16 protein-coding genes are annotated in these 22,206 nt (G+C 64.1%); 9 read left to right on the top strand and 7 right to left on the bottom strand.

Annotated elements, in window-relative coordinates; all coding sequences use genetic code 11:
* Positions 1 to 47: 47 nt before the first annotated feature.
* The 4 genes from LQ954_RS10605 to LQ954_RS10590 form a co-directional block, all read right to left on the bottom strand.
* Positions 48 to 1,193, bottom strand: coding sequence for a hypothetical protein (locus LQ954_RS10605; protein WP_231023013.1), 1,146 nt, complete (start codon positions 1,191 to 1,193; stop codon positions 48 to 50).
* Positions 1,193 to 2,101, bottom strand: coding sequence for an NAD-dependent epimerase/dehydratase family protein (locus tag LQ954_RS10600; RefSeq protein WP_231023012.1), 909 nt, complete (start codon positions 2,099 to 2,101; stop codon positions 1,193 to 1,195). Before LQ954_RS10600 ends, LQ954_RS10605 begins: the two co-directional genes overlap by 1 nt.
* Positions 2,098 to 5,016 (bottom strand): glycosyltransferase, encoded by a 2,919-nt coding sequence (locus tag LQ954_RS10595; RefSeq protein WP_231023011.1) that lies wholly within the window; start codon positions 5,014 to 5,016, stop codon positions 2,098 to 2,100. The genes LQ954_RS10600 and LQ954_RS10595 overlap by 4 nt, the downstream gene beginning before the upstream one ends.
* A gap of 397 nt (positions 5,017 to 5,413) precedes the next feature.
* The gene (locus tag LQ954_RS10590) at positions 5,414 to 6,427 is read right to left on the bottom strand and encodes a hypothetical protein (RefSeq protein WP_231023010.1); all 1,014 of its coding nucleotides are present in this window, start codon (positions 6,425 to 6,427) and stop codon (positions 5,414 to 5,416) included.
* Between the two features lie 190 nt (positions 6,428 to 6,617).
* Between LQ954_RS10590 and LQ954_RS10585 the strand changes: the two genes are divergently transcribed.
* Positions 6,618 to 10,103, top strand: a complete 3,486-nt coding sequence (locus LQ954_RS10585) for a glycosyltransferase (protein WP_231023009.1) — start codon at positions 6,618 to 6,620, stop codon at positions 10,101 to 10,103.
* Between the two features lie 64 nt (positions 10,104 to 10,167).
* Here the strand turns inward: LQ954_RS10585 and dnaA are convergent, their stop codons facing one another.
* Positions 10,168 to 11,595 (bottom strand): chromosomal replication initiator protein DnaA, encoded by a 1,428-nt coding sequence (dnaA, locus tag LQ954_RS10580; protein WP_231023008.1) that lies wholly within the window; start codon positions 11,593 to 11,595, stop codon positions 10,168 to 10,170.
* Between the two features lie 425 nt (positions 11,596 to 12,020).
* Positions 12,021 to 12,986, bottom strand: a complete 966-nt coding sequence (locus tag LQ954_RS10575) for an MDR/zinc-dependent alcohol dehydrogenase-like family protein (RefSeq protein WP_330999970.1) — start codon at positions 12,984 to 12,986, stop codon at positions 12,021 to 12,023.
* 86 nt (positions 12,987 to 13,072) lie between these two features.
* On the opposite strand from LQ954_RS10575, the gene LQ954_RS10570 reads away from it, so the two are divergent.
* Positions 13,073 to 13,576: a DUF1003 domain-containing protein gene (locus LQ954_RS10570; protein ID WP_231023007.1), complete on the top strand. Its 504-nt coding sequence runs from the start codon at positions 13,073 to 13,075 to the stop codon at positions 13,574 to 13,576.
* Between the two features lie 7 nt (positions 13,577 to 13,583).
* On the opposite strand, the gene LQ954_RS10565 is transcribed toward LQ954_RS10570, so the two are convergent.
* Positions 13,584 to 14,180, bottom strand: a complete 597-nt coding sequence (locus LQ954_RS10565) for a histidine phosphatase family protein (RefSeq protein ID WP_231023006.1) — start codon at positions 14,178 to 14,180, stop codon at positions 13,584 to 13,586.
* 194 nt (positions 14,181 to 14,374) lie between these two features.
* On the opposite strand from LQ954_RS10565, the gene LQ954_RS10560 reads away from it, so the two are divergent.
* From LQ954_RS10560 to LQ954_RS10525, 7 genes are read left to right on the top strand one after another with little or no spacing between them, the layout of a single operon-like run.
* Positions 14,375 to 15,493 carry an NAD-dependent epimerase/dehydratase family protein gene (locus LQ954_RS10560; RefSeq protein ID WP_231023005.1) on the top strand — a complete coding sequence of 373 codons (1,119 nt, stop codon included), beginning with the start codon at positions 14,375 to 14,377 and terminating at the stop codon, positions 15,491 to 15,493.
* The gene (locus tag LQ954_RS10555; protein WP_231023004.1) at positions 15,490 to 16,581 is read left to right on the top strand and encodes an SDR family NAD(P)-dependent oxidoreductase; all 1,092 of its coding nucleotides are present in this window, start codon (positions 15,490 to 15,492) and stop codon (positions 16,579 to 16,581) included. Before LQ954_RS10560 ends, LQ954_RS10555 begins: the two co-directional genes overlap by 4 nt.
* A 23-nt stretch (positions 16,582 to 16,604) precedes the next feature.
* Positions 16,605 to 17,708, top strand: a complete 1,104-nt coding sequence (locus tag LQ954_RS10550; RefSeq protein ID WP_231023003.1) for a glycosyltransferase family 4 protein — start codon at positions 16,605 to 16,607, stop codon at positions 17,706 to 17,708.
* The gene (locus LQ954_RS10545) at positions 17,705 to 18,817 is read left to right on the top strand and encodes a CgeB family protein (protein WP_231023002.1); all 1,113 of its coding nucleotides are present in this window, start codon (positions 17,705 to 17,707) and stop codon (positions 18,815 to 18,817) included. Before LQ954_RS10550 ends, LQ954_RS10545 begins: the two co-directional genes overlap by 4 nt.
* Complete coding sequence (locus LQ954_RS10540) at positions 18,814 to 19,902, top strand: CgeB family protein (RefSeq protein WP_227771641.1); 1,089 nt, start codon at positions 18,814 to 18,816, stop codon at positions 19,900 to 19,902. The genes LQ954_RS10545 and LQ954_RS10540 overlap by 4 nt, the downstream gene beginning before the upstream one ends.
* Positions 19,899 to 21,998 carry a bifunctional glycosyltransferase/UDP-glucuronate decarboxylase gene (locus LQ954_RS16265; RefSeq protein WP_330999969.1) on the top strand — a complete coding sequence of 700 codons (2,100 nt, stop codon included), beginning with the start codon at positions 19,899 to 19,901 and terminating at the stop codon, positions 21,996 to 21,998. Before LQ954_RS10540 ends, LQ954_RS16265 begins: the two co-directional genes overlap by 4 nt.
* A gap of 11 nt (positions 21,999 to 22,009) precedes the next feature.
* A complete protein-coding gene (locus tag LQ954_RS10525) occupies positions 22,010 to 22,165 on the top strand; it encodes a hypothetical protein (RefSeq protein ID WP_227771642.1) in 156 nt (51 codons plus the stop codon).
* Positions 22,166 to 22,206 lie beyond the last annotated feature (41 nt).

Raw genomic sequence — 22,206 nt, 5'->3', positions numbered from 1 at the left:
AGAGGTCGGCAGCGGCAGCTGCCGACCAAGCTCACGCCTGGGCAGCGTCAGCCTTGCCGCTCCTTCGCCGCCTCCCGAGCGGCGACGGCGCGGATCACGCGTTCATCAGTGGGAAACCGGGTTGCCGCCGCCTCGAGTGCAGCCGCCGCCCCGGCCCTGTCACCCTTGTTGCGCAGTCGCTGCCGATCCAGAAGGAGGCGAGTCGCCAACGCGTCCGCCTGGTGGCTCACCAACCGGTCCGTCAGGGCATCAAGGAACTCAACCGACACTTCTTCCGTGTAGCGGCTCGGCGGGACGTCACTTGCGGGATAGGAATACCGGGTGATCCCGAACTCACGTGCGAGAAAGGCCACGTCTTGCCTGCTCTGCGCATGGGCCTTCAGACGTGTTGTTTGCGGCAGGTCGAATTTGTGACCGGGAAGTCCCGCGAACGCCCGTGATTCAGTTCCGCTGCGCGCCGGATTGCGCCGACCATCCTGAAGTTCGGGCACCCGTGCATTGTAGCGCCCGAGCATCAGCGCGGCTTCCATTGAAAGCGATTCGTTCACCGTCGTTCCATCGCCCTGAACGATGGCGGCAATGTTGGCGCCCAGCCCGGCCGAGAGCGCAAACTGAGCGGCAAAGCGTTCGCGCACCGCGGCCAGCGCTTCATATTCCAGCACCGTCACGGCGCGCCGACCAAAGGCTGCCCGATAGCGTTTGATTATGTTGGCCCAGTGTGCAGCTTCGGGCCTGTCGAACACGGCATCGATATCGCTGCGGGTTTTCAGATGCTGCTGCGCTGCACTGACCGCCCATTCGACGGGGTCGCGAACCACAAAGACGATCTGGACGTGCGCAACATGCCGACCGAGCCAATCCGAAAATGCCTCCAGCTCACGCCGGGAAAAGCCGGTCAGCACTTCACCGGACAGCACCAACGTGTGCCATTCCGAGGCATGGAGTTCCCGGTCCAGCTCCGTGCGGGCACGCTCCGGATCCGAAGCATATCGATCACGCGGTGTCGGAGCTTGTTCTGCATGATCCTGGCGGAAAATACCGGACAAGCCAAAAGAATGATTTGCCTCTTCGAAGGGGTAGAGCACCCCTGCATTCAACAACGCCGCGCGATTCGCGTGGAAGTGATTCTGGATGAACGTCGTCCCGGTCTTCCGGTGACCGATATGGACGATCGCTCGCCGTTCGGCTCTCATCACCGCGCCTCCAGCATGCGCCGCAAGCCATCTTCCAGCGTGACCTGCGGCTTCCACGAAAGCTCCGCCCGCGCCCGTTCGATGGCCAATGCACTGCGTGGTACGTCCACGGAGCGAGGGGGTTGATAGATGCGCCGAACTCGGCGGCCAGTCACCTGCTCAACCAGCGAACATATATGATTTAGCGAGACTTCGTTGCCGGATCCGATGTTCACCACCGGGCTGGCCGGGGCTGCGGCCGCAGCAGCGGCAATCGCGCGGCCGAGATCCTCGATAAACAAGAAGTCGCGCGTCGTTTCCCCGTCGCCCCAGATCACCACCTCTTCGTCTCGTAACGCGCGCTCGAACACGGTGCTGACAAAGCCGAACGCACGGTCCGTGCGCTGACCGGGACCGTAGGGATTGGCCACCCGCAGCGACAGCGTCGGCATGCCGGTGCATGCCGTGACAAAACGAAGCGCATGCTCGGTCTGAAGCTTCAGAAAGCCGTAGGCATTGTTCGGCTCGGTTGGGCTCTCCTCATGTGCCGGCACGGCGGCCTTGGGCCCGTAGACGGTTCCACCCGAGGAAATGAACAGCATCTTCCCGACGCCAACCTGATGCGCACGCTCCGCCAGCGTGATGATCGGCGCCACCTGCTCGACATAGGCGGCGGCGAAATCGTCCGGGACATAGGCGGGCAACATCTCGCCTGTCGCATGAACGACCACCTTGGCGCCCGCGAGATGGTTCAGCACCGCCCGCGAGCGATGATCGATCAGCACTCGGTCAACGTTCGGCAAGGCCGGTGCCGAACCCGCCCGGGTAATCTGCGTTACCGCCCAGCCGTCGGCGCTAAGGGCCCGCGCGGCAGCACTACCGATAAAGCCGCCGCCGACAACAACCGCGCCGCGCCCGGCGACATTCATGGGCGCATCGCGATCGCTTGATCGTACAAGGCGCGATAAGCGGCAGCACAGGCTTCCATGCTGAAGCGGCCCGCCACCTCCGCCGTCAGCTCGCGGGCGGACGCGCGAAAATCAGGGTCTAGGAACTGCTCCATGGTTTCGGCGACAAGGTGAATAAAGCCAGCGGTGTCGCGCATGTTGTTCGTGACGGCACCCGCAACGCCCTTGTCGGACGTCAACATGCTGCGGATCTCACCCACGTCATTGCCCAGCACCGGGCAACCTTCCTGTAGCGCCTGAATGACGCACAACGGGAACGATTCTCCTTCGAATCGGGTGGGCACGAGCGCGCAATCGCTCATGCGGTAAATGCCGTTGATGCAGGATTGGTAACCGAGATAGTGGATAGCAGGATCGCCGGCGGCGATTTCCCGCGAGCGATCGGCAAACCGTCCTTCTCCGATCATCAGCAGGTGCATTTCGCGATCGGGATGGCGCGCCTTGAGCATCTGGAACGCCTCGACCGACGCGCGCCAGCCTTTCCGCTGAATCCCCCGGGCAACGAAGGTGAACACCGTCGCATCTTCGCCGATGCCCAGGCTCGCTCGCGTGAATGGCACCTCCCGCAGGTCGCGCGGCATGCCGTTCGCCATCTTGATGAAACGGGTTCGATCAAGCGGAATGCCGGCGAAGACATCAAGGTTCTTCTCGGCGGTATAGACCCAATAATCGACGTTCCGCAGCGAACGGAACAACAGTCGGTCAAGCGCACCGCCGGGAAGGTTGTGCGATCCGTGCATGGAAACGACATAGGGGCTATTAAGCACCCCGCCCCGTTCGAAGAACAGGTTCTCGATCAGCACGCTGTGCGAATGGATAACATCAAAGCCGGCGCGGTCGAGCAGAGCCGCCGGCCCGGCCGGAAACATGTCGTCGCGTGAATAGACTGCCACCCTTGGGTCGAGCCGCGCCACCATGTCGTCATTGCGGTCGGTCAGGTTCGCCGCGATCAGCGATACCATCAAGCCCTGCCGTGCATATTCATTGGCGAGAAGAAGCGGGAACAACTCCCCTCCCCCGGTCTCAAAGCCCAGGAAGCCGATCGCGATGTGCGGCGCCCGCTTGCCGGTCGGCATCAGCGAAGCGGTGCTATAGCGATCCTCGAAACGGCCATGCTCCCGGTCCACGGCGAAATGCTTGTACTGGTGCGCCAGATCTTCGACGAACCGGACGCCGGCCGCTTCATCTACACGCCAGAAACGGCGGATCTCCTGCTGAACGGCCCAGCACTCTTCATAGTAATAAAGCTTGTCGAAGTTGCGCGCGGACGTGTTCGCCTCGTGCTGGCGGAAGTAGCTGATGGCATCTGGATGATAGGCAAGCTTCCCGCCACCGAGCAGGTGAATATAGAGAAACCAGTCCCCCGCGATCCGGAACTGCGCGGCTCGATCCCAGATCTCGTCATCGACCTGCTGGTTGCGAAAGACACACCCACCCACATTCGTGACGATATTGCGCTTGGCGAAGGCTGACCGAAACCATTGGGCCGCCGGGCGGACCACTTCCTTGTCCCAGATTCCTGGCTCCGCACCATCGCGAAAGCCAGCCATTCCGGCCGTCGGCGTGCCATCCGCGCGGCAGAACTCAATACGACCAAGCGCCATCTTGACCGAAAGATCAGCAAAGCCCGGCACAAGATGTTCAAGGAACCGGCTGTCTGCGAAATCGTCGCTTTCGCAGATCCAGATGAGCTCGCCCTGGGCCATCGCGAGACCGCGCTGCCATTGGCGAAATGGACTGCCGGTTCCACGGTCGTTGAACGCAATTCGACACGGGAACGGGCACTGCTCCAGCAATCGGGCGATCACCTCCCGACTGTCGTCGGTTGAGGCATCGTCAAGCACGATCATCTCGATATTGCGGTAAGTCTGGGCGAAGATCGATTGGAGCCGCTGCTCCAGGAAGCGGGCATGATTGTAATTCGGGACGATCACCGACACGAGCGGTGAGAAGTCGGGCTGACGGTGATACGGTACCGCCGGGCGCTTTTCGTACCGCCCATAATTTACCCAGTGAAGAAACGGATTAATTCCCGCCGCCGCGACTTCAGGGTTGGTTTCCAAATAATAGGACGTGCTGAAATCCGGTGACGGATCCAGCCGCTGGCGCCAGCCGCTGTCCATGAAGTGGCGGTACAGCGAGGCGCCATCCGGCACCGATTCAAGCTGGGCAGCGTAATATGCCGGGTCGAACAGGGCTGCTGCGGGATCACCCTCCGGCAACGATTGAGATATCGGCTCCTGCTGGCTGACGGCTGCGTCGCCAGGATCCTCCTTGTTGGCTTCCTCGCCGGGCGGGCAAGCCGTGCGCCTTCCCTCAGCGCGGCCATGCCGGACAAAGTGTAACAGCGGGTTGATGCCGCTCTCTGCCACATCAGGATTGGCGCCGAGATAATATTCGGTTTCGAACGACGGCGACGGGTTAAGCCCCTGTCGCCAGCCGCTCTGCAGGTAATGTTCCAGCAAATCGCCGTCGAATGGCAGCGGCAGCTGTTCGCGGTAATATTCTTCGTCGAAGAGCTCGCGCAGCTGCGACATCATCGTCTCTACGGAGGCGATGCCAGCACCAACGCTTCGGTCCGACGGCGGGATCTCGGCACCGCGAAAGCGGCCGATTGAGGCGTGATACTCCAGCGGCGCGCATCCAGCCGCCCGAGCATCCTCGTGCAGCGCGAGATATAGTTCCGTTGAGAATCGCGGCGACGGATCAAAGCCCGCGATCCACCCTTCCTCCAGATAGTGGCGCAGGGCGCGCTGCGGCAGCGGATGAACCCCCGCTTCCCGCAATTGCTTGCGGTAGAACGCGGAATCAAACTGCTTGACGATCCACTGACGTGCGTCAGCCTTCACGATCTGGATAGGCGCATTTTCGTCCACGAATACGCATCTCCCCCGCCGGACGACCCCATAGCGCTCATCCCCGCGCACCCCGCAAAGGTCAACCCGACCTGTCCCGCTTATTGCTGTCCCGCAGCACTGATGTGCCGCGACCGTGGCTCCGGATCGTGGATCTGCGGGCCCGCTTCGAACCGCGCATGACTGCGCCGGCGCGATCGTCGTAGCGCTTCTGGTCGGGCCGATGCGCGGCGCTTGGCGAACCGGGTTCAGTCGTTCGAAAAACTTGCGATTACATCGGTCATGCGGGCGCTAGATGACGCGGATCATCGGCTCCGGACGGCCGAATTCCCCGACGGATCAATCCCCAAGCTGTTCACGCCTCTGATGAGGCCGTTCCCTCCGACCTCGCCATCATAGCATACGCGACGGCGAACGCTCAGCGGCGCCGATCTTTGACGAGGGCGGCGACGATGGTCATGACCACGCGAAGCTTTTCATCGAACAGCTGGTCGCCCGAAAGATATCGGTACTTTTCGTGGTCAACGTGAGGAAAAAGCCTGGAGCGTCCACGGAAGTATTTCCGGCAGACCGCCTCATTGACCGGGCGATAGAACTCGATGATCTTGTCGCGTTGCGCCTTGGTCAGCAATGACAGCTTTTGTTTCTCGACCAGCGCATCGCCAGTCAGGTCGTTAAGTCCGGCGTAGAATCTGTTGTCATGGACATCGGCAAAAATATTGCGATTGCCAGCGACCATCATCGTGACCGCATCACTGACCGATTTGTTGGAATCCGACTGCTGATAATCAAAGGCATCGGTATGCTCGCCTAGCCCCATCGCATCGACAAAATCGCGCAGCAGATCACCTCCGACGAAGCTTTCGCGATCGAATACTCTGACCACCATCGCCGCGGGACCGGCTTGCGCCTCCCATTCCGCGAGCACCTTGTCCCAATGGCCGAACTGCTTGAGCGCCAGGATCAACCAGGCGTGAAAGTCGGTTTCCACCTTGGACGCCCACTGCTGCCAGGCGGAAGTCAGCAACTCATCCTGACGCCGCAAATAGATGACGATGCGCAGATCATAATGGGCGGCGAGCCCCTCGATGAGCGCGCTGTTTCCCAGATTCGAGAGGTTCTCCGCAGACAGTAGCACCGCCCGCGTATTCGGACGCGCCCCATCGAAGACCGCATCGATCCGATCGCGTAACCCGCTGGCGTTGCGATCCTTGGCAAGCGCCTCCAGGGCGAAAACATGATCGCCAGTGATGCGGTCTCCCGTCGCGAGCGACACGTCCGGAACGGCGTAACCAAGACGCGCAAGCACGAACCGGTTGCGGCGAATGAAGGCCTGGATGGACGATGATCCCGCCTTCGACGCGCCAATATGCAGGACAATTGTTTTACGCATCGGATGCGTCGCTGCTCCCCGGAGCCATTCCCTACCCACCCAGTGCGAGCAGACGAGCGGTGACTAGCGCCGATTCTCAGGACTTTGCAATTCGCGCTCCTGGGAACCGCTTGGAATCGGATCTTTCCTCGAAACTGCGCAGCTGCACCACGTCATGGACGTGCGGGCGCCAACACCTTAGCAGGCGGTGATGGGCGGCCCTTGCGGCAGGGATGGAGTTTGGGGCGGGATGGACGGGCCGATCATCGTTCCGCGCGATCATGACCGCGTTTTCGACCTCTCTCTTCCGCCGGCGTTCCAGGAACTCCTTCGAGGGACCGCCCGGCCCTGCACGCTGATCATTTCGTATGTGAGTGAGGACGGCACTCAGGTCCTCGTCGGCACACACGAATTTACCGCCGGGGAGGCGCGGGTGCCCCCTCCGATTGTCCGCAAGCGGCTTCCCGCACCTCCACCGGGCCTGCACGCCATTCGGTTGGTCCTAGACGGTGACGATTGTCAGGGCTTGGCCGACGTGCCCGCACTGGCGGCCGATCTCGCCGCGTTTGCGGCCGGTTCTATCCTGTTCGGCGATATGCCGCACCCGTTTCGCGCCGGCCTCTCCGAAGTTTTGCCGATCACCGTTCGCAACGATTCCCCGTACGCATGGACGGGCGAAGTGACCTTGCGGATAGATCTGGGCGGCCACATCAAACGAGTTCCCCTGCCGGAAACCGTACCACCGGGCGCCGAGCGAACCTTCGACATTGAGATCGACGTCCCACAGACCCCCGGCGAACATTCCCTGCTCTGTTCGCTCATCCTGGCCCCCTCACTCCCATTCACGCGCGGGCGCACGTTCAAGCCGGCGCGAGGCAGCATCCGCATTGCCCCACACGAAGCGACGGATCCCGCCTCGTCCACGGCTCAGTGCCGCATCACGCTAGCGCCTCCACCGGGCGCCTATCTGCCTGGGTCGGCCATCACCCTGCTCGCCACGGTCGAGAACCAGGGAGCCACCCGAATCGAAGCCGCAGATCCCGGCGGCATTCGCCTGCGCGCGCGCTGGCGCCGGATCCCGCCCACGACCGTTCCGATCCGCGATGCCGTAACCGTTCTGCTGCCCTACCCGCTGGAGCCCGGCAACTCGTGCATGGTGGCGCTCGACGCGACGGCCCCGATCGAACCCGGCGACTATCGGGTCGATGTTACTGCCGAACTGATTGGCCTCGGCACACGACTGGGCCCTGATCACTGCCAGAGTCCGCCGATCCCCGTTTCCATTGCCGATGCCGAGCTGCTCGACAAAGCCGTCGAACGCCAGCTTCGTGACGAGGCCAATTGTGCCGACGAACTGGCGACGCGGACGGCCTATCGGGATTGGGCGTTGCATTGCGACACCTTTACCGACGCCGCTGATTGCGCTGCCGCCACTGGTCTTCACGACTGGCCACTCCACCCCAGCGTCGGCGTGCTGCTGCCGAACGATACGCCCACCGACGTCGCTGAGGACGCCTACAGCTGGCTGATGTCCCAGCCCTACCCGGCTTGGCACCTCTTCACGCCCGATGTTGATGCGTCGGCCCCGCCTACAGACCTCATCTTACACTGGGATCCCCGAACCGGGCGCCTCGCCGATCACGCGTTGATCTTCCTGGCTGGCGCTTTCGTGCGCAATCCAGCGCTCGCCTGCGTCTATGCGGATTTCGACCACATCGACGAAACCGGGCGTCACAGCCGCGTCTTCCTTCCGGGTCCCGATCCATTTTTCGCCCGGGCACAACCTGAGATGGCTACCCTTGTGGCGGCCCGGCCAAGCGCCTTTGCGACCGCCGGCACATCCCTGAAGGATCCGGATTGCGGCGTTCGCCTGCTGACCGATCTATCGGAAGCAGTGATCGCGCATGTTCCCGAAGTGCTGTTCCACCGGCGCGCGGTACCAGCGTTTTACGAGCAGCAGCAGGGATCCGTGCGCGGGCACTGGCGCCGCACGAAGATGCACGACACTCCGGGCTATGCCGTTCATGCCCGCGTTCCCGATCCAGCGCCCAGGGTCGCGCTGATCATCCCCACCCGTGACCGGCTTGATCTGATCGCTTCCTGTATCAGCTCGGTCCTTGATCGGACTGCCTATCCATCCTTCGAGCTGATCGTCGTCGACAATGGTTCGGAGGAGCAAGCGACGCTCGATTATCTGCGGTGGCTCCAGGCTGAGGGGTTGGCCCGCGTGTTGCGCGATGACGGCCCCTTCAACTGGTCTCGCCTGAACAATCGTGCGGCGGCGATGACGGACGCGGAAGTCCTCTGCTTTCTCAACAACGATATTGAGGTCACGTCGGAACGCTGGTTGGCCGAACTGGTCGGGCTCGCCAGCCAACCCGAAGTGGGGGTGGCCGGTCCTACCCTGTGGTTCCCCGACGGGACCATGCAACATGTGGGAGTCGTCTTCTCTTCGCGCGGCAGCCCGCTCCACCCGTTTCGCGCAGCGCCGCGGGGCACCGCGCCGTTCTACCTCCGATCGCTTCGCACGCAGCCAGCCGTAACCGGCGCTTGCCTCGCCGTGCGTCGATCAGTGTTCGAGGCGATATGCGGCTTCTCAGAATGCTTCCCGCTCGGCTTCAACGATGTGGATTTCTGCATGCGTGTGAAGGAGGAACTCGGCCTTCGCTCCGTCTGCACGCCCACCGCCGAATTGCTTCACAAGGAAAGCGCCTCACGAGGGCGCTTGCGCAGCGAGGGCGATCACGCGCGCTTTCTCCACGATCTCGCGCTCTTTGAAGGACGCCATCTGGAAACAGCGCTCGCGGACCGCTGGGCGTCAACCGTTGCGCACGAAGCTCGCCGCGGCGCGCCCCTAACCATGGTTGCACGTCGCGCACCCGGTGCAAGATCCGTCGCACGGCAGTACCGCCGGATGGCAGCGCCCAGGATCACCTTTATCCATATTCCCAAAACGGCGGGCACTGCTGTGCGCCGGGTGCTGGAGCGAGCACTTCCTGATCGCGCTGTCGTCAGCATCGGGGCGCGCGCCGTAGTGGAAGGTCAGGCTGGCGACCCTGTAACAGCGGCCCGCCTCGCCCCGCTGCTACGCGATGCAGAGATACTGATATCTCACGTCAGCCATGGATTTGGCGAGGCGATCGGCTGGCCCTGTCGTTATGCCACCATTCTGCGCGCACCGCGGGATCGGGTTCGCTCCCACCACCACTTCTTGATCGCTCCGCCGAATGCGCCCTTGCGGGACACGCCATTCGCCAACTGGTCGACCGCGCAGTTGCTGCGCAAGGGGATCATTCCGGGCAATCTCATGCTGGCCAAAATCCTCGGCGCACCGCCAGAGCCGGTTCGCTGGCCAGCGATCGACGGCCGCTTTCCGCGCTACACAGGGTTCGGCCTTCCCTCGGCCTTGTGGCGCGGCGACTGGGATGAGCTCGCCGCCGCGCCGGACGTGATGCCGGACCAAGATGAGTCAAAGGTCGCTGCCGCCCTCGCGATCATCAAACGCGACTTCATGTTCGTCGGCCTTCAGGAGCGGCTGGACGATCATCTGGCGCAATTCGGTCGGTTGATCGAACTACCGGATATTGGCGGCGTTCCGCAGATCAATGTCGCCCGGGGAGCCGACCCCTTGTTTAGCGATGAGGACGTTGAGGCGATCGATGCCTATAACGCCCTCGATCGCCTGCTTTACGACGCGATAGTGGCTCTTCCGGGCGGGCTATTTCTCGCGAGCTGACCCGCAATCCGGCAAGCTCCGCCTCGACGGTTCGCCTGTCACTCCCCCGGAGAAGGCGAAAGCCTCAGCCCTCGAGTTCGCGCATCAACGTGCGCACCGCGCCGTCGACTTCGCGGTCACTGTCCCGCAGCTCCTCGATCCGGCGCACGGCATGGATCACGGTGGAATGGTCGCGTCCGCCGAACTTCCGACCAATCTCCGGAAGCGAGCGCGTGGTCAGCCGCTTGGAAAGGTACATGGCGATCTGCCGCGGCCGTGCCACCGCACGCGCCCGGCGTGCGGAGATCAGGTCCATCGGCTTCAGATCGAAATGGGTGGAGACCAGCTTCTGGATCTCGTCGATCGTTACCCGCCGTTGGCTACCGCGCAGCACGTCGCCGAGCGTCGCGAGTGCAAAGTCCAGGTCGATCGTCTCTCCGGTCAGCTGCGCATAAGCGACCACCCGGTTCAGCGCGCCTTCCAGTTCACGGATGTTGCCGGTGATTCGGGCCGCGAGCATGTCGAGGACATCGCACGGCACCGTCGTGTCGGTCAGGTCCGCCATCTTGCGATCCAGGATCGTGCGGCGCAGCTCGAGCGAGGGCGCCTTTATATCGGCGACCAGGCCGATCGCCATGCGCCCGATGATGCGCTGCTCGATACCATCCAGTGCCTGGGGGCAGCGATCAGCGGAGATCACCAGCCGCTTTCCTGCTGTCATGATTTCGTTGACGGTGTGGAAGAACTCTTCCTGGGTCGCGTCCTTGCCCGCGATGAACTGCAGATCGTCGATCAGCAGGAGATCCGCCGAGCGAAGCCGTGCCTTGAACGCAAAGGTATCGCGGGCGCGCAACGCGGCCACGAAGTCGAACATGAAGCGTTCGGCCGACATTGCGATCACACGGGCACCAGGCACCGCGGCCATGAAGGAATGGCCGATCGCATGCATGAGATGGGTCTTGCCCTGGCCTGTCCCCGAATGGAGGAACAGCGGGCTGAACCGCACCGGGCCGGGCTCCGCCAGCGCCTTGGCCGCATTGAACGCCACTCGGTTCGATGCATCCACGACGAAGCGCTCAAAGGTGTAGCGCGCCTCCAATGCCGGGCGCTCAACGTCCGAACCGCCGATATGAGCTCCTGCCGCTCCGCCGCCTGAAGCGGCAGGAGCCGCTACTACTGGCGCGGGAGCCGCAGCTGGCGTCATCGTGATCACGGCCGGGGCCTCACGGGTCGGGGCGGTCTCGATGGTTACGGCGCGAACGTGCGGCAGGACCGCGCGAAATTCATGGAAGAGACGGTCGGCGTAATGGCTGCGGACCCAGTTCGTCATGAATGCCGACGGCAGGGTCAGGCTGACGCGGTCATGATCACCGCTGTCGCCCAACCGCATCGGCTTCAGCCACTGATCGAACAGCCGCGCACCGGCGGACTCGCGCAGGTTGGTCCGCACCCGTGCCCATGCCCGTGCCAAATCGTCCCCATCATCTGGCACCACAAACTGTGACAACGGCACGCACACCTTTCCTAGGGCCACGACGCACGTCGCGACCACAGATCAACAATGCAAAACTGTCCCCCGATGTGGCCCCCGCCACGGTCGGCTACGACGATGGTTCGTTTGAGCGCCTCAGGCAGAACGTGCCGTGGCGACTGCCCGAGGTTTAGGAACAGGGCCGTGAGTCGATCAAGTCCGGCCCCTGCCACATTTCCGAAATATACCGCCTTGACTCGATCCCGGCCGCGCAAATCCGTCAAAAAAAGTGATAAGACTTTGAAGACACTGATAAAAAGTCGATCTCACCCACTTGGCGCGCGGCGCGAATCGCGGATGATCCTAGGATTCTTGATCGGGCGCTACGCGGCGCTTCAAGGCGACCCCCAAGGGCCCGCAGCGGCCCTATCGAGCTAAGCTATTGAAGCGCCGTGCACCGCCAGTTTTCAGGCCATGGTAACCAGCGCTTTAACGAATCCGCCGGGCTTGTCCCGGGTGGCGGTCAGAGCCTCCCCGAGTCGGTCGAGCGGGTATCTGCCGGTGTAGAGCGGCGTCGGATCAAGCCGTCCGCTGGCAACGAGATCGACCGCCTCGCGCAGGCCGCGCATCTGCACCGCCGGGTCGCGCTCATGAGCATTGACGACGTCGATCCCCTTCCAGTTCCAGTTCTGGACGTTCACCTGCCGGGGTCCATCCTGATGATAGCCGGCGATCACGAGACGCCCGCCGAACCCGATCAACTCACCCGCGAGGTCGAGCGGCCATTGCTTGCCGACTGCTTCGATCACCCGCGGGCAGAAGTTACCGCCGGTCAGTTGCCCGACCTCGCCGATGATCTTGTAATGATCGATCATCGGGATCGTCACCTCCGCGCCGAACTGACGGGCCAGCTCCAGCGATTCGTCGCGCCGGGAAATGGCGATGACCCGCGCGCCCGCCTCGCTCGCCAGACGCGTCAGGATTGCGCCAAGAAAGCCGATGCCGATGATCGCCACCCACTGCCCCGCCTCAACCTGGGCACGACGAAAAATGTTGACCGCACAGGCGATTGGCTCCCCCGGGAAGGGCTGGCCTTCCAACGCCGCCGGAAGCGGCACGACCTTCTCGACCGGCGCCACGTCGTAGCCAGCGAAGGCGCGTTCGGACAGCATCGCGACCCGCGTGCCGACCGCCAGATCGGCGTCCTGCCCGACCGCGTCCACAACCCCCCATGCTTCGTGCCCCAGCCCGCCCGGCGCGCCCGGCCAGCTTGACCACGGCTGTCCCTCCCACGGCTCGACATTGGACGCGCAGACGCCGCATCCTTCGATGCGGACCCGCACTTCTCCAGGGCCGGGTTGCGGCACGGGAACCTGGTCGACGCTGATGGCGCTCGGCCCCTGGAGTACTGCCGCCTGCATGAATTCGGTCACGTTTTTCCGCCTTTCGCACAATGATGAATGATCGATCTTGGCGCTCTGCGCGTTGCCGCGGGCATGTACGCCGGGATGATGCCACGATGACCGACGCTCAGATGACGCGCACGCTGCGCGACAACATCGAACGTTTGAGCGCGCGCGCCGAGCGTCAGGCGAAGCACGCGCCGGCCGGCGATCGGATCGCAGACGCGATCACGCGCTTTGCAGGCTCGATGCGCTTCGTGGTGCTGCACGCGCTGCTCTTCGGTGGCTGGATCGTCTGGAATTTGGGCTGGATCCCGGGGCTCAAGCCCTTTGATCCGACCTTTGTGGTGCTTGCGATGGAAGCCTCGGTGGAGGCCATTTTCCTCTCCACCTTTGTACTGATTTCTCAGAACCGGATGTCTGCGGCGGCGGACCGGCGGGGTGATCTCGATCTTCATATCTCGCTGCTGGCCGAACATGAACTGACCCGCCTGGCGGGCATGATCGAACGGATTGCCGACAAGATGGGCGTCGGCAGCGATCCGGAAATAGAGGAAATCAAGCGCGACGTTTCACCCGAACAAGTGCTCGACGTTCTTGAGGAAAAAGGCACCGGTTGACCTGCCATCACGCCGCTTGAACATTGAGCGACAACAGTCGTCCGCCCCACTCGCCGACAACCAGGCTGGTGATCGAGCCCGGATCGACATCAAACAACAGCATCCGGTCCAGTGAGAGCCCGAGGTAATGCGCCACCACGCCGCGGATGATGTCGGCGTGTGACACGCAGACCACGCTCCCGGACCATGATTGCCGTCCCAGCGCGTTGAGGTGCGCGACCGCGCGGCTCACCGCGTCCGTCATCCGCTCGCCGCCGGGGACCCGGGCCTGCGAACGGGCGCTGTTCCAACGAGTCCAGTCGGGATCTCCGTCCAGATCGGCGATCACCCGGCCGGTCCATTCGCCAAAGTCGAGTTCATCGAGCGCCTCGACGATCTCGGGCTCTGCGCCGCACACTGCCGCAATTACCCCCGCCGTTTCGCGGGTGCGCCGCTGCGGGCTGCTCTCCACATGCACCACCTTCTGTGATCCGAGCCGCTCGGCTGCCCATGCTGCCTGGGCCCTGCCGATTGAGGCCAGTCCATCATCACCGCCACGCCCGGTAAGCACCCGTCCGGCATCAGCATGCGCGCCGTGCCGCACGAGATGGATAATCGTGGTCAACCAGCCCCCCACCGCATCTTTGTTGAAGATGCCGCCTGAACGGGCGGCGCGCTTCCTCGTTCCACCTAAGCCTGCACGCAGGCCGCCCGCAAATCGTATCGCTTCGGGAACAAAGGGTAGATGAAGATGTTCCTGCTTCCGTGGGGCCGCTCCTAAGCGGGCGGAAAACCAGAACAAACACGAAGCGGGGACTGATGAGCGAACATGTTCTGATCACGGGCGGCGCCGGATTCATCGGCCGCTTTGTCACTGAAGAATTGCTTCGCCGCGGCCACCGCGTGCGTATCCTCGACAATCTCCTCCCGCAAGTCCACGGCGACAGTGGTGCCCGCCCGGGGAACCTTGCGCCAGAGGCGGAGCTGATCGTCGCCGACGTGCGCGATGGGGATGCCGTTGCCAAAGCGCTGAACGGGATCGACAGCGTGGTCCACCTCGCCGCTGAGGTCGGCGTCGGACAGTCGATGTACGAGGTTGAACGCTACACCTCCGTCAACGACGTCGGAACGGCCGTGCTGTTCGAGCGGCTGATCGACAAACCTGTCCGCCGGGTCGTCACTGCCTCCTCCATGAGCATCTATGGCGAAGGTCTGTACCGCGACGCCGACGGCAATCTGGTGGAGGATGCCGCGCGCGGGATGATCCGCGATGGCCAGCGGCAGTGGGATCCGACCGACGCGCAAGGTCGCCCGCTCGTCCCCGTCGCCACGCCGGAGACCAAGCGCCCGGCGCTCTCCTCGATCTATGCGCTCAACAAATATGTGCAGGAGCGCACAACGCACATCATGGGCGCGCCCTACGGTATCGAAAGCGTCTGCCTGCGGCTGTTCAACGTCTATGGCCCCGGCCAGGCGCTCTCCAATCCCTATACCGGCGTGCTTGCGATCTTTGCCTCGCGCCTCCTGAACAAACAGCGCCCGATGGTGTTCGAGGATGGCGAGCAGCGCCGCGATTTCGTCCATGTCGGTGACGTCGCTCGCGCCTTTGCCGAGGCGCTGTTCCTGCCCGAGGCAGTTGGCGGCACGTTCAACGTCGGCTCGGGCAAGGACCGCTCGGTCACCGAGGTGGCCGAGGCACTCGGCCGCGCTATGGGCCAGAATGATGCGACGCCCGAGATCGTCGGCAAGGCGCGCGTCGGCGACATCCGCCACTGCTTCTGCGATACCTCATTGGCGGAGCAGCAGCTGGGCTTCCGCGCCACCGCCGATTTCGAGACCGAGCTTGCGGTGCTGGCCGATTGGGTTGCGCAGCAGACCGCCGAGGATCGCGTTAGCCAGGCGCGGGCTGAACTCGAAAAGCGCGGTCTGGTCGCATGACCACCGACCCTCACGCCCGCGACGGTCGCCCGATCCTCGTCACTGGCGGGGCCGGCTTCATCGGCAGCAACATCGCGCATCGGCTGGCGCGCGATGGGCACAATGTCATCGTCTATGACGCGCTCGTTCGCGAGGGCGTTAGGCGGAACCTCGAATGGTTGAAGTCGAGCCACGGCGACAAGATCGACGTGCGGATCGCCGACATTCGCAACGAGGCCGCGATGACCGATGCGGTCCAGGCGTCGCAGGCGGTGTTCCACATGGCGGCACAGGTCGCCGTAACGACCAGCCTCGTCGATCCGCGCGACGATTTCGCGATCAACATCGCCGGCACGCTCAACGTGCTGGAGGCCGCCCGCCTGTCGCCGCAGCCGCCAGCAGTTATCTTCGCCTCCACCAACAAGGTGTACGGCGATCTCGCCGACCTCGCCTTTGACGAGACGGCAAACGGCTACCAACCGGTTGACCCGCTCGTGAAGGCGTATGGCATTGGCGAGGCCCGTCCCCTCGACTTCCACACGCCTTACGGCTGCTCCAAGGGGGCGGCAGATCAGTACGTACTCGACTATGCGCGCAGCTACGGCGTGCCCGGGGCGGTGCTGCGGATGAGCTGCATCTACGGTGAGCGCCAGATGGGTACCGAGGATCAGGGCTGGGTCGCCCACTTCCTCATCCGAGCGCTCGAAGGTCGTACGGTTGATATCTACGGCGACGGTCATCAGGTTCGCGACATTCTCGAAGTGAGCGATGCCGTGGACACCTATCTTGCGCTGTGGCGGCAGATCGATCGCTACAGCGGGCACGTCTTCAATCTGGGCGGTGGACCGGACAATGCCGTCAGTCTGCGTACCGTGCTGGCGGAGATCGAGGCAATCGTTGGTCATCCGATCGATCTGCGGTTCGGTGATTGGCGCGCGGGCGACCAGCGCTATTTCGTCGCGGATCGGCGCTCGGCCGACGCGGCGCTTGGCCTTGCCAAGCCGGCCGATTGGCGAAGCGGCCTGCGTCGCCTTGCCACTTGGCTCTCGGCCGAGCGCAACCTGCCGCTCGGCGCGGCGCCGCAGCCCACCCTGAAGGTGGCGGTGTGACGCACCGCTTACGCCGAATTCTGATGACGGTTGATGCGGTGGGCGGCGTCTGGCGCTACGCCGTTGATCTGGCGGGGTCGTTGGCAGAGTCTGGCATTGAAACGGTGCTGGCGGTGCTTGGCCCCACCCCATCCGACGTTCAGCGCGCGGAAGTGGCGGCCTTGCGCCGGGTGACGCTGGTGGAAACAGGCGAACCGCTCGACTGGCTCACCGATGATGCCGTCGCCGTGCGGCATGCCGCCGCCACCGTCGCGGCCCTCGCCATCCGCCACCGCGCTGATCTGATCCACGTGAACCAGCCAGCGCTTGCCGCCGGGCTGACGGGCGATCTTCCCGTGGTGGTCGTAGCACATGGTTGTGTCTCCACCTGGTGGGAAGCCGCACGACCGCGAACACCGCTCGATCCGGGCTTTGTCTGGCATCGTGCGCTCGTCGCCGAAGGGCTTCGCCGCGCGACCTGCGTAGTGGCGCCCAGCGAAAGCTACGCGAGGACGGTCGCTCGTTATTATGGTCTGCCGGTGCAGCCGATCGTCGTGCACAACGGCCGGGCGCCAGCGCCGCTCACGGCGGCGCCCATGCGCCACATCGCCTTCACCGCCGGCCGTCTCTGGGACGAGGTAAAGCGCACGCCGCTCCTCGATGCCGCTGCCGGGCGCCTCGCCGCGCCGCTTTATGCTGCTGGCGCAACCCGTGCGCCACATGGCGCCTCGGTTCCGGTGGAACATCTCCACCTTCTGGGGGAGCTGACGCCGGACGGCATGGCCGCCATGCTGGCCGCACAGCCAGTCTTCGTCTCTGCCGCATCGTTCGAGCCGTTCGGCCTGGCGGTGCTGGAGGCAGCTCAGGCGGGCTGTCCCCTCATCCTGTCCGATATCGACACCTTCCGGGAGCTGTGGGACGGCGCCGCGCGCTTCGTCGCCGGCGATGATCCCGCCGCCTGGGCAGACGCCATCGCGCAGGTGATGAGTGACGATACAGAACGCGCGCGTCTCGCTGATGCCGCTATCGCACGCGGCTCGCATTTCACCGTCAGCGCCACGGCGAAAGCGATGCGCACGCTCTACGCCGAAGCGGCAGCCGCCGTCGGCAAGTCCCCGGCCAGCACCAACGAGAGGGTCGCGGCATGAAGATCATCTATTTTACCCACAGCTTGGCCTCCTGCTGGAACCACGGCAATGCCCATTTCCTGCGCGGCGTGCTCAGTGAACTGGTGGCGCGCGGACATGACATCGTCGCCTATGAGCCCGAAGGTGCATGGAGTCTCGCGAACCTTCTCGCCGATCATGGCGAGGCAGGGCTCGCGGCCTGGCGCAGCAGCTATCCGGAGCTGACCGCCTCCACCTACGATCCGGCGACGCCGGTCGACCAGCTGACCGATGGCGCCGATCTCGTCATTGTGCATGAGTGGAACGATCATGCGCTCGTCGCCGCGCTAGGGGAGCAGCGCAAGCGGGGCGCGCGCCACACGCTTCTGTTTCACGACACGCATCACCGCGCGGTGAGTGAGCCCGATGCGATGCGGGCTTATGACCTCACCGGCTATGATGGCGTGCTGGCGTTCGGGGAGACGCTGAGCGAAATCTACCGCGGCTGGGGCTGGGGCAAGCGCGTCTGGACGTGGCATGAGGCGGCCGATCTGCGCCGCTTCCATCCGCCCGAGATCGAGGGGGAGCGGAGCGGCCTCGTCTGGATTGGCAATTGGGGCGATGGCGAGCGGACCGAGGAACTGGAGCAATTCCTCTTCGCACCCGCGCAGCAGGCAAACCTACCGCTCGACATCTACGGCGTCCGCTATCCGGCCGAGGCCCTGGAGACGCTCGACCGCTATGGCGTTCGTTACCATGGCTGGGCGCCCAACGCCGCGGCGCCGAACATCTTCGCGCAACATCTGGCCACCGTGCACGTGCCGCGCCGCTATTATTCCACCATCCTACCCGGCATTCCGACCATCCGCGTGTTCGAGGCGCTGGCCTGCGGCATTCCCCTGGTATCGGCACCATGGGATGATGCGGAAGGCCTGTTCAGCCCCTGGCAGGATTATCTGGTCGCCCGCGACGGCGCGGAAATGACCCGCCATCTCACCGCCCTGCGTGACGATGCCGGCTTGCGCCGCTCGCTCGTCCAGCACGGCCTCGCCACTATCAAGGCGCGCCACAGCTGCGCGCATCGTGTGGATCAGCTGCTCGCTATCGTTGCCAGCCTGCGCACGCCCGAACAGACAAAGGATGCCGCATGAAGATCGCCTTCTACGGATCGAGCCTGCTGTCCTCCTATTGGAACGGTGCCGCCACCTATTACCGCGGCATCCTGAAGGCACTGGCGGCGCACGGTCATCAGATCACCTTCTACGAACCCGACGCATTCGACCGCCAGGCCAATCGCGACATCGAGCCGCCCGAATATGCGACGTCGATCGTCTATCCCGCGACTGAGGAAGGCCTTCGCTCGGTTCTCGCAGAGGCGCGCCATGCCGATGTGGTGGTGAAGGCGAGCGGCGTCGGCGTGTTCGATGCGGAGTTGATCGCCGGCATCGTCGAGCATGCGCGCCCCGATGCGCTCAAGATCTTCTGGGATGTCGACGCCGCCGCCACCCTGGACGAGATCCGCGCCGATCCCGAACATCCCGTCCGCGCCGCTCTGCCGCAGCTCGACATGGTGCTAACCTATGGTGGCGGCCCGCCCGTCGTCTCTGCCTATGAGGCGCTTGGCGCGGCACGTTGCATCCCGGTGTACAATGCGGTCGATCCCGACACGCACCACCCCGTTGCGCCCGACGATCGCTTCGCCTGCGACCTTGCCTTTCTCGGCAATCGCTTGCCCGACCGCGAGGCACGCGTAGAGCAATTCTTCCTCGCTGCCGCGGCGGCGCTGCCTGAGCAGAGCTTCCTAATTGGTGGCAGCGGCTGGCACGACAAGCATATGCCGTCCAACGTCCGCCATCTCGGGCATGTCGGCACAGCGGATCACAATGCCTTCAACTGCACGCCGCGGGCGGTGCTGAACATCGCTCGCGATTCGATGGCGGCGGTGGGCTATTCGCCCGCCACCCGCGTGTTCGAGGCCGCCGGTGCCGGTGCCTGCCTCATCACCGATTACTGGGAGGGCATCGAGCAGTTCCTGATCCCCGGGGAAGAAGTGCTGGTCGCGCACACTGGGCAGGATGTCGCCGATCTCCTCGCCGATCTCACCACCGAACGCGCCCGCGCCATCGGCGATGCGGCTCGCCGCCGCGTCCTGGCCGAGCACACCTATGCTCTGCGCGCGCGCCAAGTGGACGAACTCCTGCGCGCCCATGTCGAACAGGCGAAGGTGGCTGCATGAAGCTCGTCGTCCTTGGCCTCAGCCTAGGCTCCTCCTGGGGCAACGGCCATGCCACCACCTGGCGAGCGCTCCTGTCGGGCTTCGCCGCCCGCGGCCATGATATCCAGTTCCTCGAGCGAACCGTTCCCTGGTATGCCGGCGACCGCCGCGACCTGGTTGATCCCGATTTCTGCCGGCTCGATTACTATGCCGATCTTGCCGATCTCGAGAACTGGCGCGACACCATTGCCGAGGCGGATGCGGTCCTCGTCGGCTCTTACGTGCCAGACGGCGTAGCGGTCGCGAAGTTCGTGCAAGGCACCGCAACAGGTGTCACCGGTTTTTACGACATCGACACCCCGGTTACGCTCGCGAAGCTGGAACGCGGAGATTACGAGTATCTCTCGCCCGAGGTGATCCCCGACTTCGACCTGTATCTGTCCTTCACCGGCGGCCCGACGTTGGACCGGATCGAAAGGCAGTATGGCGCCAAGGCGGCTCGCGCACTCTACTGCACGGTGGATGCGCAGCGGTACCAGCCGCTCGACACCTCCAAGCGTTGGGCGCTGTCCTATCTCGGCACCTACAGCCCGGATCGCCAGCCGACACTGGAAAAGCTGCTGATCGAGCCGGCGCGCCGCCGCCCGGACCTGCAGTTCGCCGTCGCCGGGCCGCAATATCCCGACGACATCGACTGGCCGGCCAATGTCACCCGGATCGATCACCTGCCGCCGGCCGATCACCCGGCCTTTTACAGCGAATCGCGTTTGACGCTGAACGTGACCCGAGCCGACATGATTGCTGCCGGCTGGTCCCCCTCAGTGCGCCTGTTCGAGGCTGGCGCTTGCGGCACGCCGATCCTGTCCGATCGCTGGGACGGCATCGACGACCTGTTCAAGCCGGGCACCGAAATCATGCTGGCAGACACAACCGAACAGGCGCTCGCCGCGCTCGATCAGGATGCCGCCGCGCTTGGCGAGGCCGCCCGTGCCCGCGTGCTCGCCGCTCATACCGCGCAGCACCGCGCTGCCGAACTCGAAACCTATCTCACGGAGGCCGCCAGGCCCCGCCCCAACAGGAGCAAGCCCAGCATGGATCGTTCGGAGACCCGCGACACCACCGGTCCGATCACCCTTGTTGCCGGCGGCGCGGGCTTCATCGGATCGCATCTGTGTCAGGCGCTTCTTGACCGCGGCGAGAGGGTCCTTTGCCTCGACAACCTGCAGACATCGCGCCCGTCGAATCTGGATGATCTCATCGATCACCCACGCTTCAGCTTCATCAAGGCCGACGTGATCGACAAGCTGCCGGCGACGGTGACGGACCTGACGGACCGGATCACGCGCGTCTACAATCTGGCCTGCGCGGCCTCGCCGCCCCATTATCAGGCGGACCCGGAGCATACGATGCTGACGTGCGTCCTGGGCACCGATCACCTGCTGCGCTTGGCGGAACAGTCCGGCGCCCGCTTCCTCCTTACCTCCACCAGCGAGGTGTACGGCGATCCAGAAGTGCACCCGCAGCGCGAGGATTATCGCGGCGCCGTCAGCTGCACCGGCCCGCGAGCCTGTTACGACGAAGGGAAGCGCGCTGCCGAGGCGATGGCGCTCGATTTTGCGCGACTTAATCGTGCTGACGTCCGCATCGCGCGCATCTTCAACACCTACGGTCCGCGGATGCACCCGGATGACGGACGTGTGGTATCGAACTTCATCTGTCAGGCGCTCTCGGGCGACACGCTGACCGTTTACGGGGACGGCAGCCAGACGCGGAGCTTCTGCTACGTCAGCGATCTTGTGGACGGGCTGATCCGCCTGATGGACAGTGACACCGTCGGATCGGAACCGGTGAACCTGGGCAATCCCAACGAGTTGACGGTGGGCGATCTGGTCACGCGCATCGTCGCCATGACCGGCACGAAGGGGCGGATCGATTATCAGCCGCTTCCCGTGGACGACCCGCGCCGTCGCAAGCCCGACATTACCCGCGCAAAGCAATTGCTCGGCTGGGCTCCGCTCGTTCCACTTGAAGATGGCCTGTCTCGGACCTGCGCATGGTTTGCGGAGGAACTGCGTCAGACGGATCGAATGCCGCTGCTGTCGGTTGCCGCTGAATAAGGAGAGCGGCCATGGACAAGCACGGCACCACCGAAACGAAGCGCCCGAACCTGTCGACCGAGCACCAGAAGGATGGCGATGCGATGCGGCCGTCCGAAACGCTCGACAAAGGGCGGAAGAACGAACAGACCGTGGAGCGCAAAACGTCGCTGACGAAGAACGAATAGCGGTTTTGGGTTCGCAAATCCGGGATCTTGCAGCTGCGGCA

This window comes from Sphingomonas sp. IC-11, assembly GCF_021043365.1.
Classification (GTDB): domain Bacteria; phylum Pseudomonadota; class Alphaproteobacteria; order Sphingomonadales; family Sphingomonadaceae; genus Sphingomonas.
This window is presented reverse-complemented; position numbering and strand designations above follow the sequence as displayed.

Bases quoted from the DNA above. Each gene is read 5' to 3' on its own strand.
- LQ954_RS10605 (WP_231023013.1), bottom strand. From the start codon at position 1,193: ATGAGAGCCGAACGGCGAGCGATCGTCCATATCGGTCACCGGAAGACC.
- LQ954_RS10600 (WP_231023012.1), bottom strand. From the start codon at position 2,101: ATGAATGTCGCCGGGCGCGGCGCGGTTGTTGTCGGCGGCGGCTTTATC.
- LQ954_RS10585 (WP_231023009.1), top strand. From the start codon at position 6,618: ATGGACGGGCCGATCATCGTTCCGCGCGATCATGACCGCGTTTTCGAC.
- LQ954_RS10570 (WP_231023007.1), top strand. From the start codon at position 13,073: ATGACCGACGCTCAGATGACGCGCACGCTGCGCGACAACATCGAACGT.
- LQ954_RS10560 (WP_231023005.1), top strand. From the start codon at position 14,375: ATGAGCGAACATGTTCTGATCACGGGCGGCGCCGGATTCATCGGCCGC.
- LQ954_RS10555 (WP_231023004.1), top strand. From the start codon at position 15,490: ATGACCACCGACCCTCACGCCCGCGACGGTCGCCCGATCCTCGTCACT.
- LQ954_RS10550 (WP_231023003.1), top strand. From the start codon at position 16,605: ATGACGGTTGATGCGGTGGGCGGCGTCTGGCGCTACGCCGTTGATCTG.
- LQ954_RS10545 (WP_231023002.1), top strand. From the start codon at position 17,705: ATGAAGATCATCTATTTTACCCACAGCTTGGCCTCCTGCTGGAACCAC.
- LQ954_RS10540 (WP_227771641.1), top strand. From the start codon at position 18,814: ATGAAGATCGCCTTCTACGGATCGAGCCTGCTGTCCTCCTATTGGAAC.
- LQ954_RS16265 (WP_330999969.1), top strand. From the start codon at position 19,899: ATGAAGCTCGTCGTCCTTGGCCTCAGCCTAGGCTCCTCCTGGGGCAAC.
- LQ954_RS10525 (WP_227771642.1), top strand. From the start codon at position 22,010: ATGGACAAGCACGGCACCACCGAAACGAAGCGCCCGAACCTGTCGACC.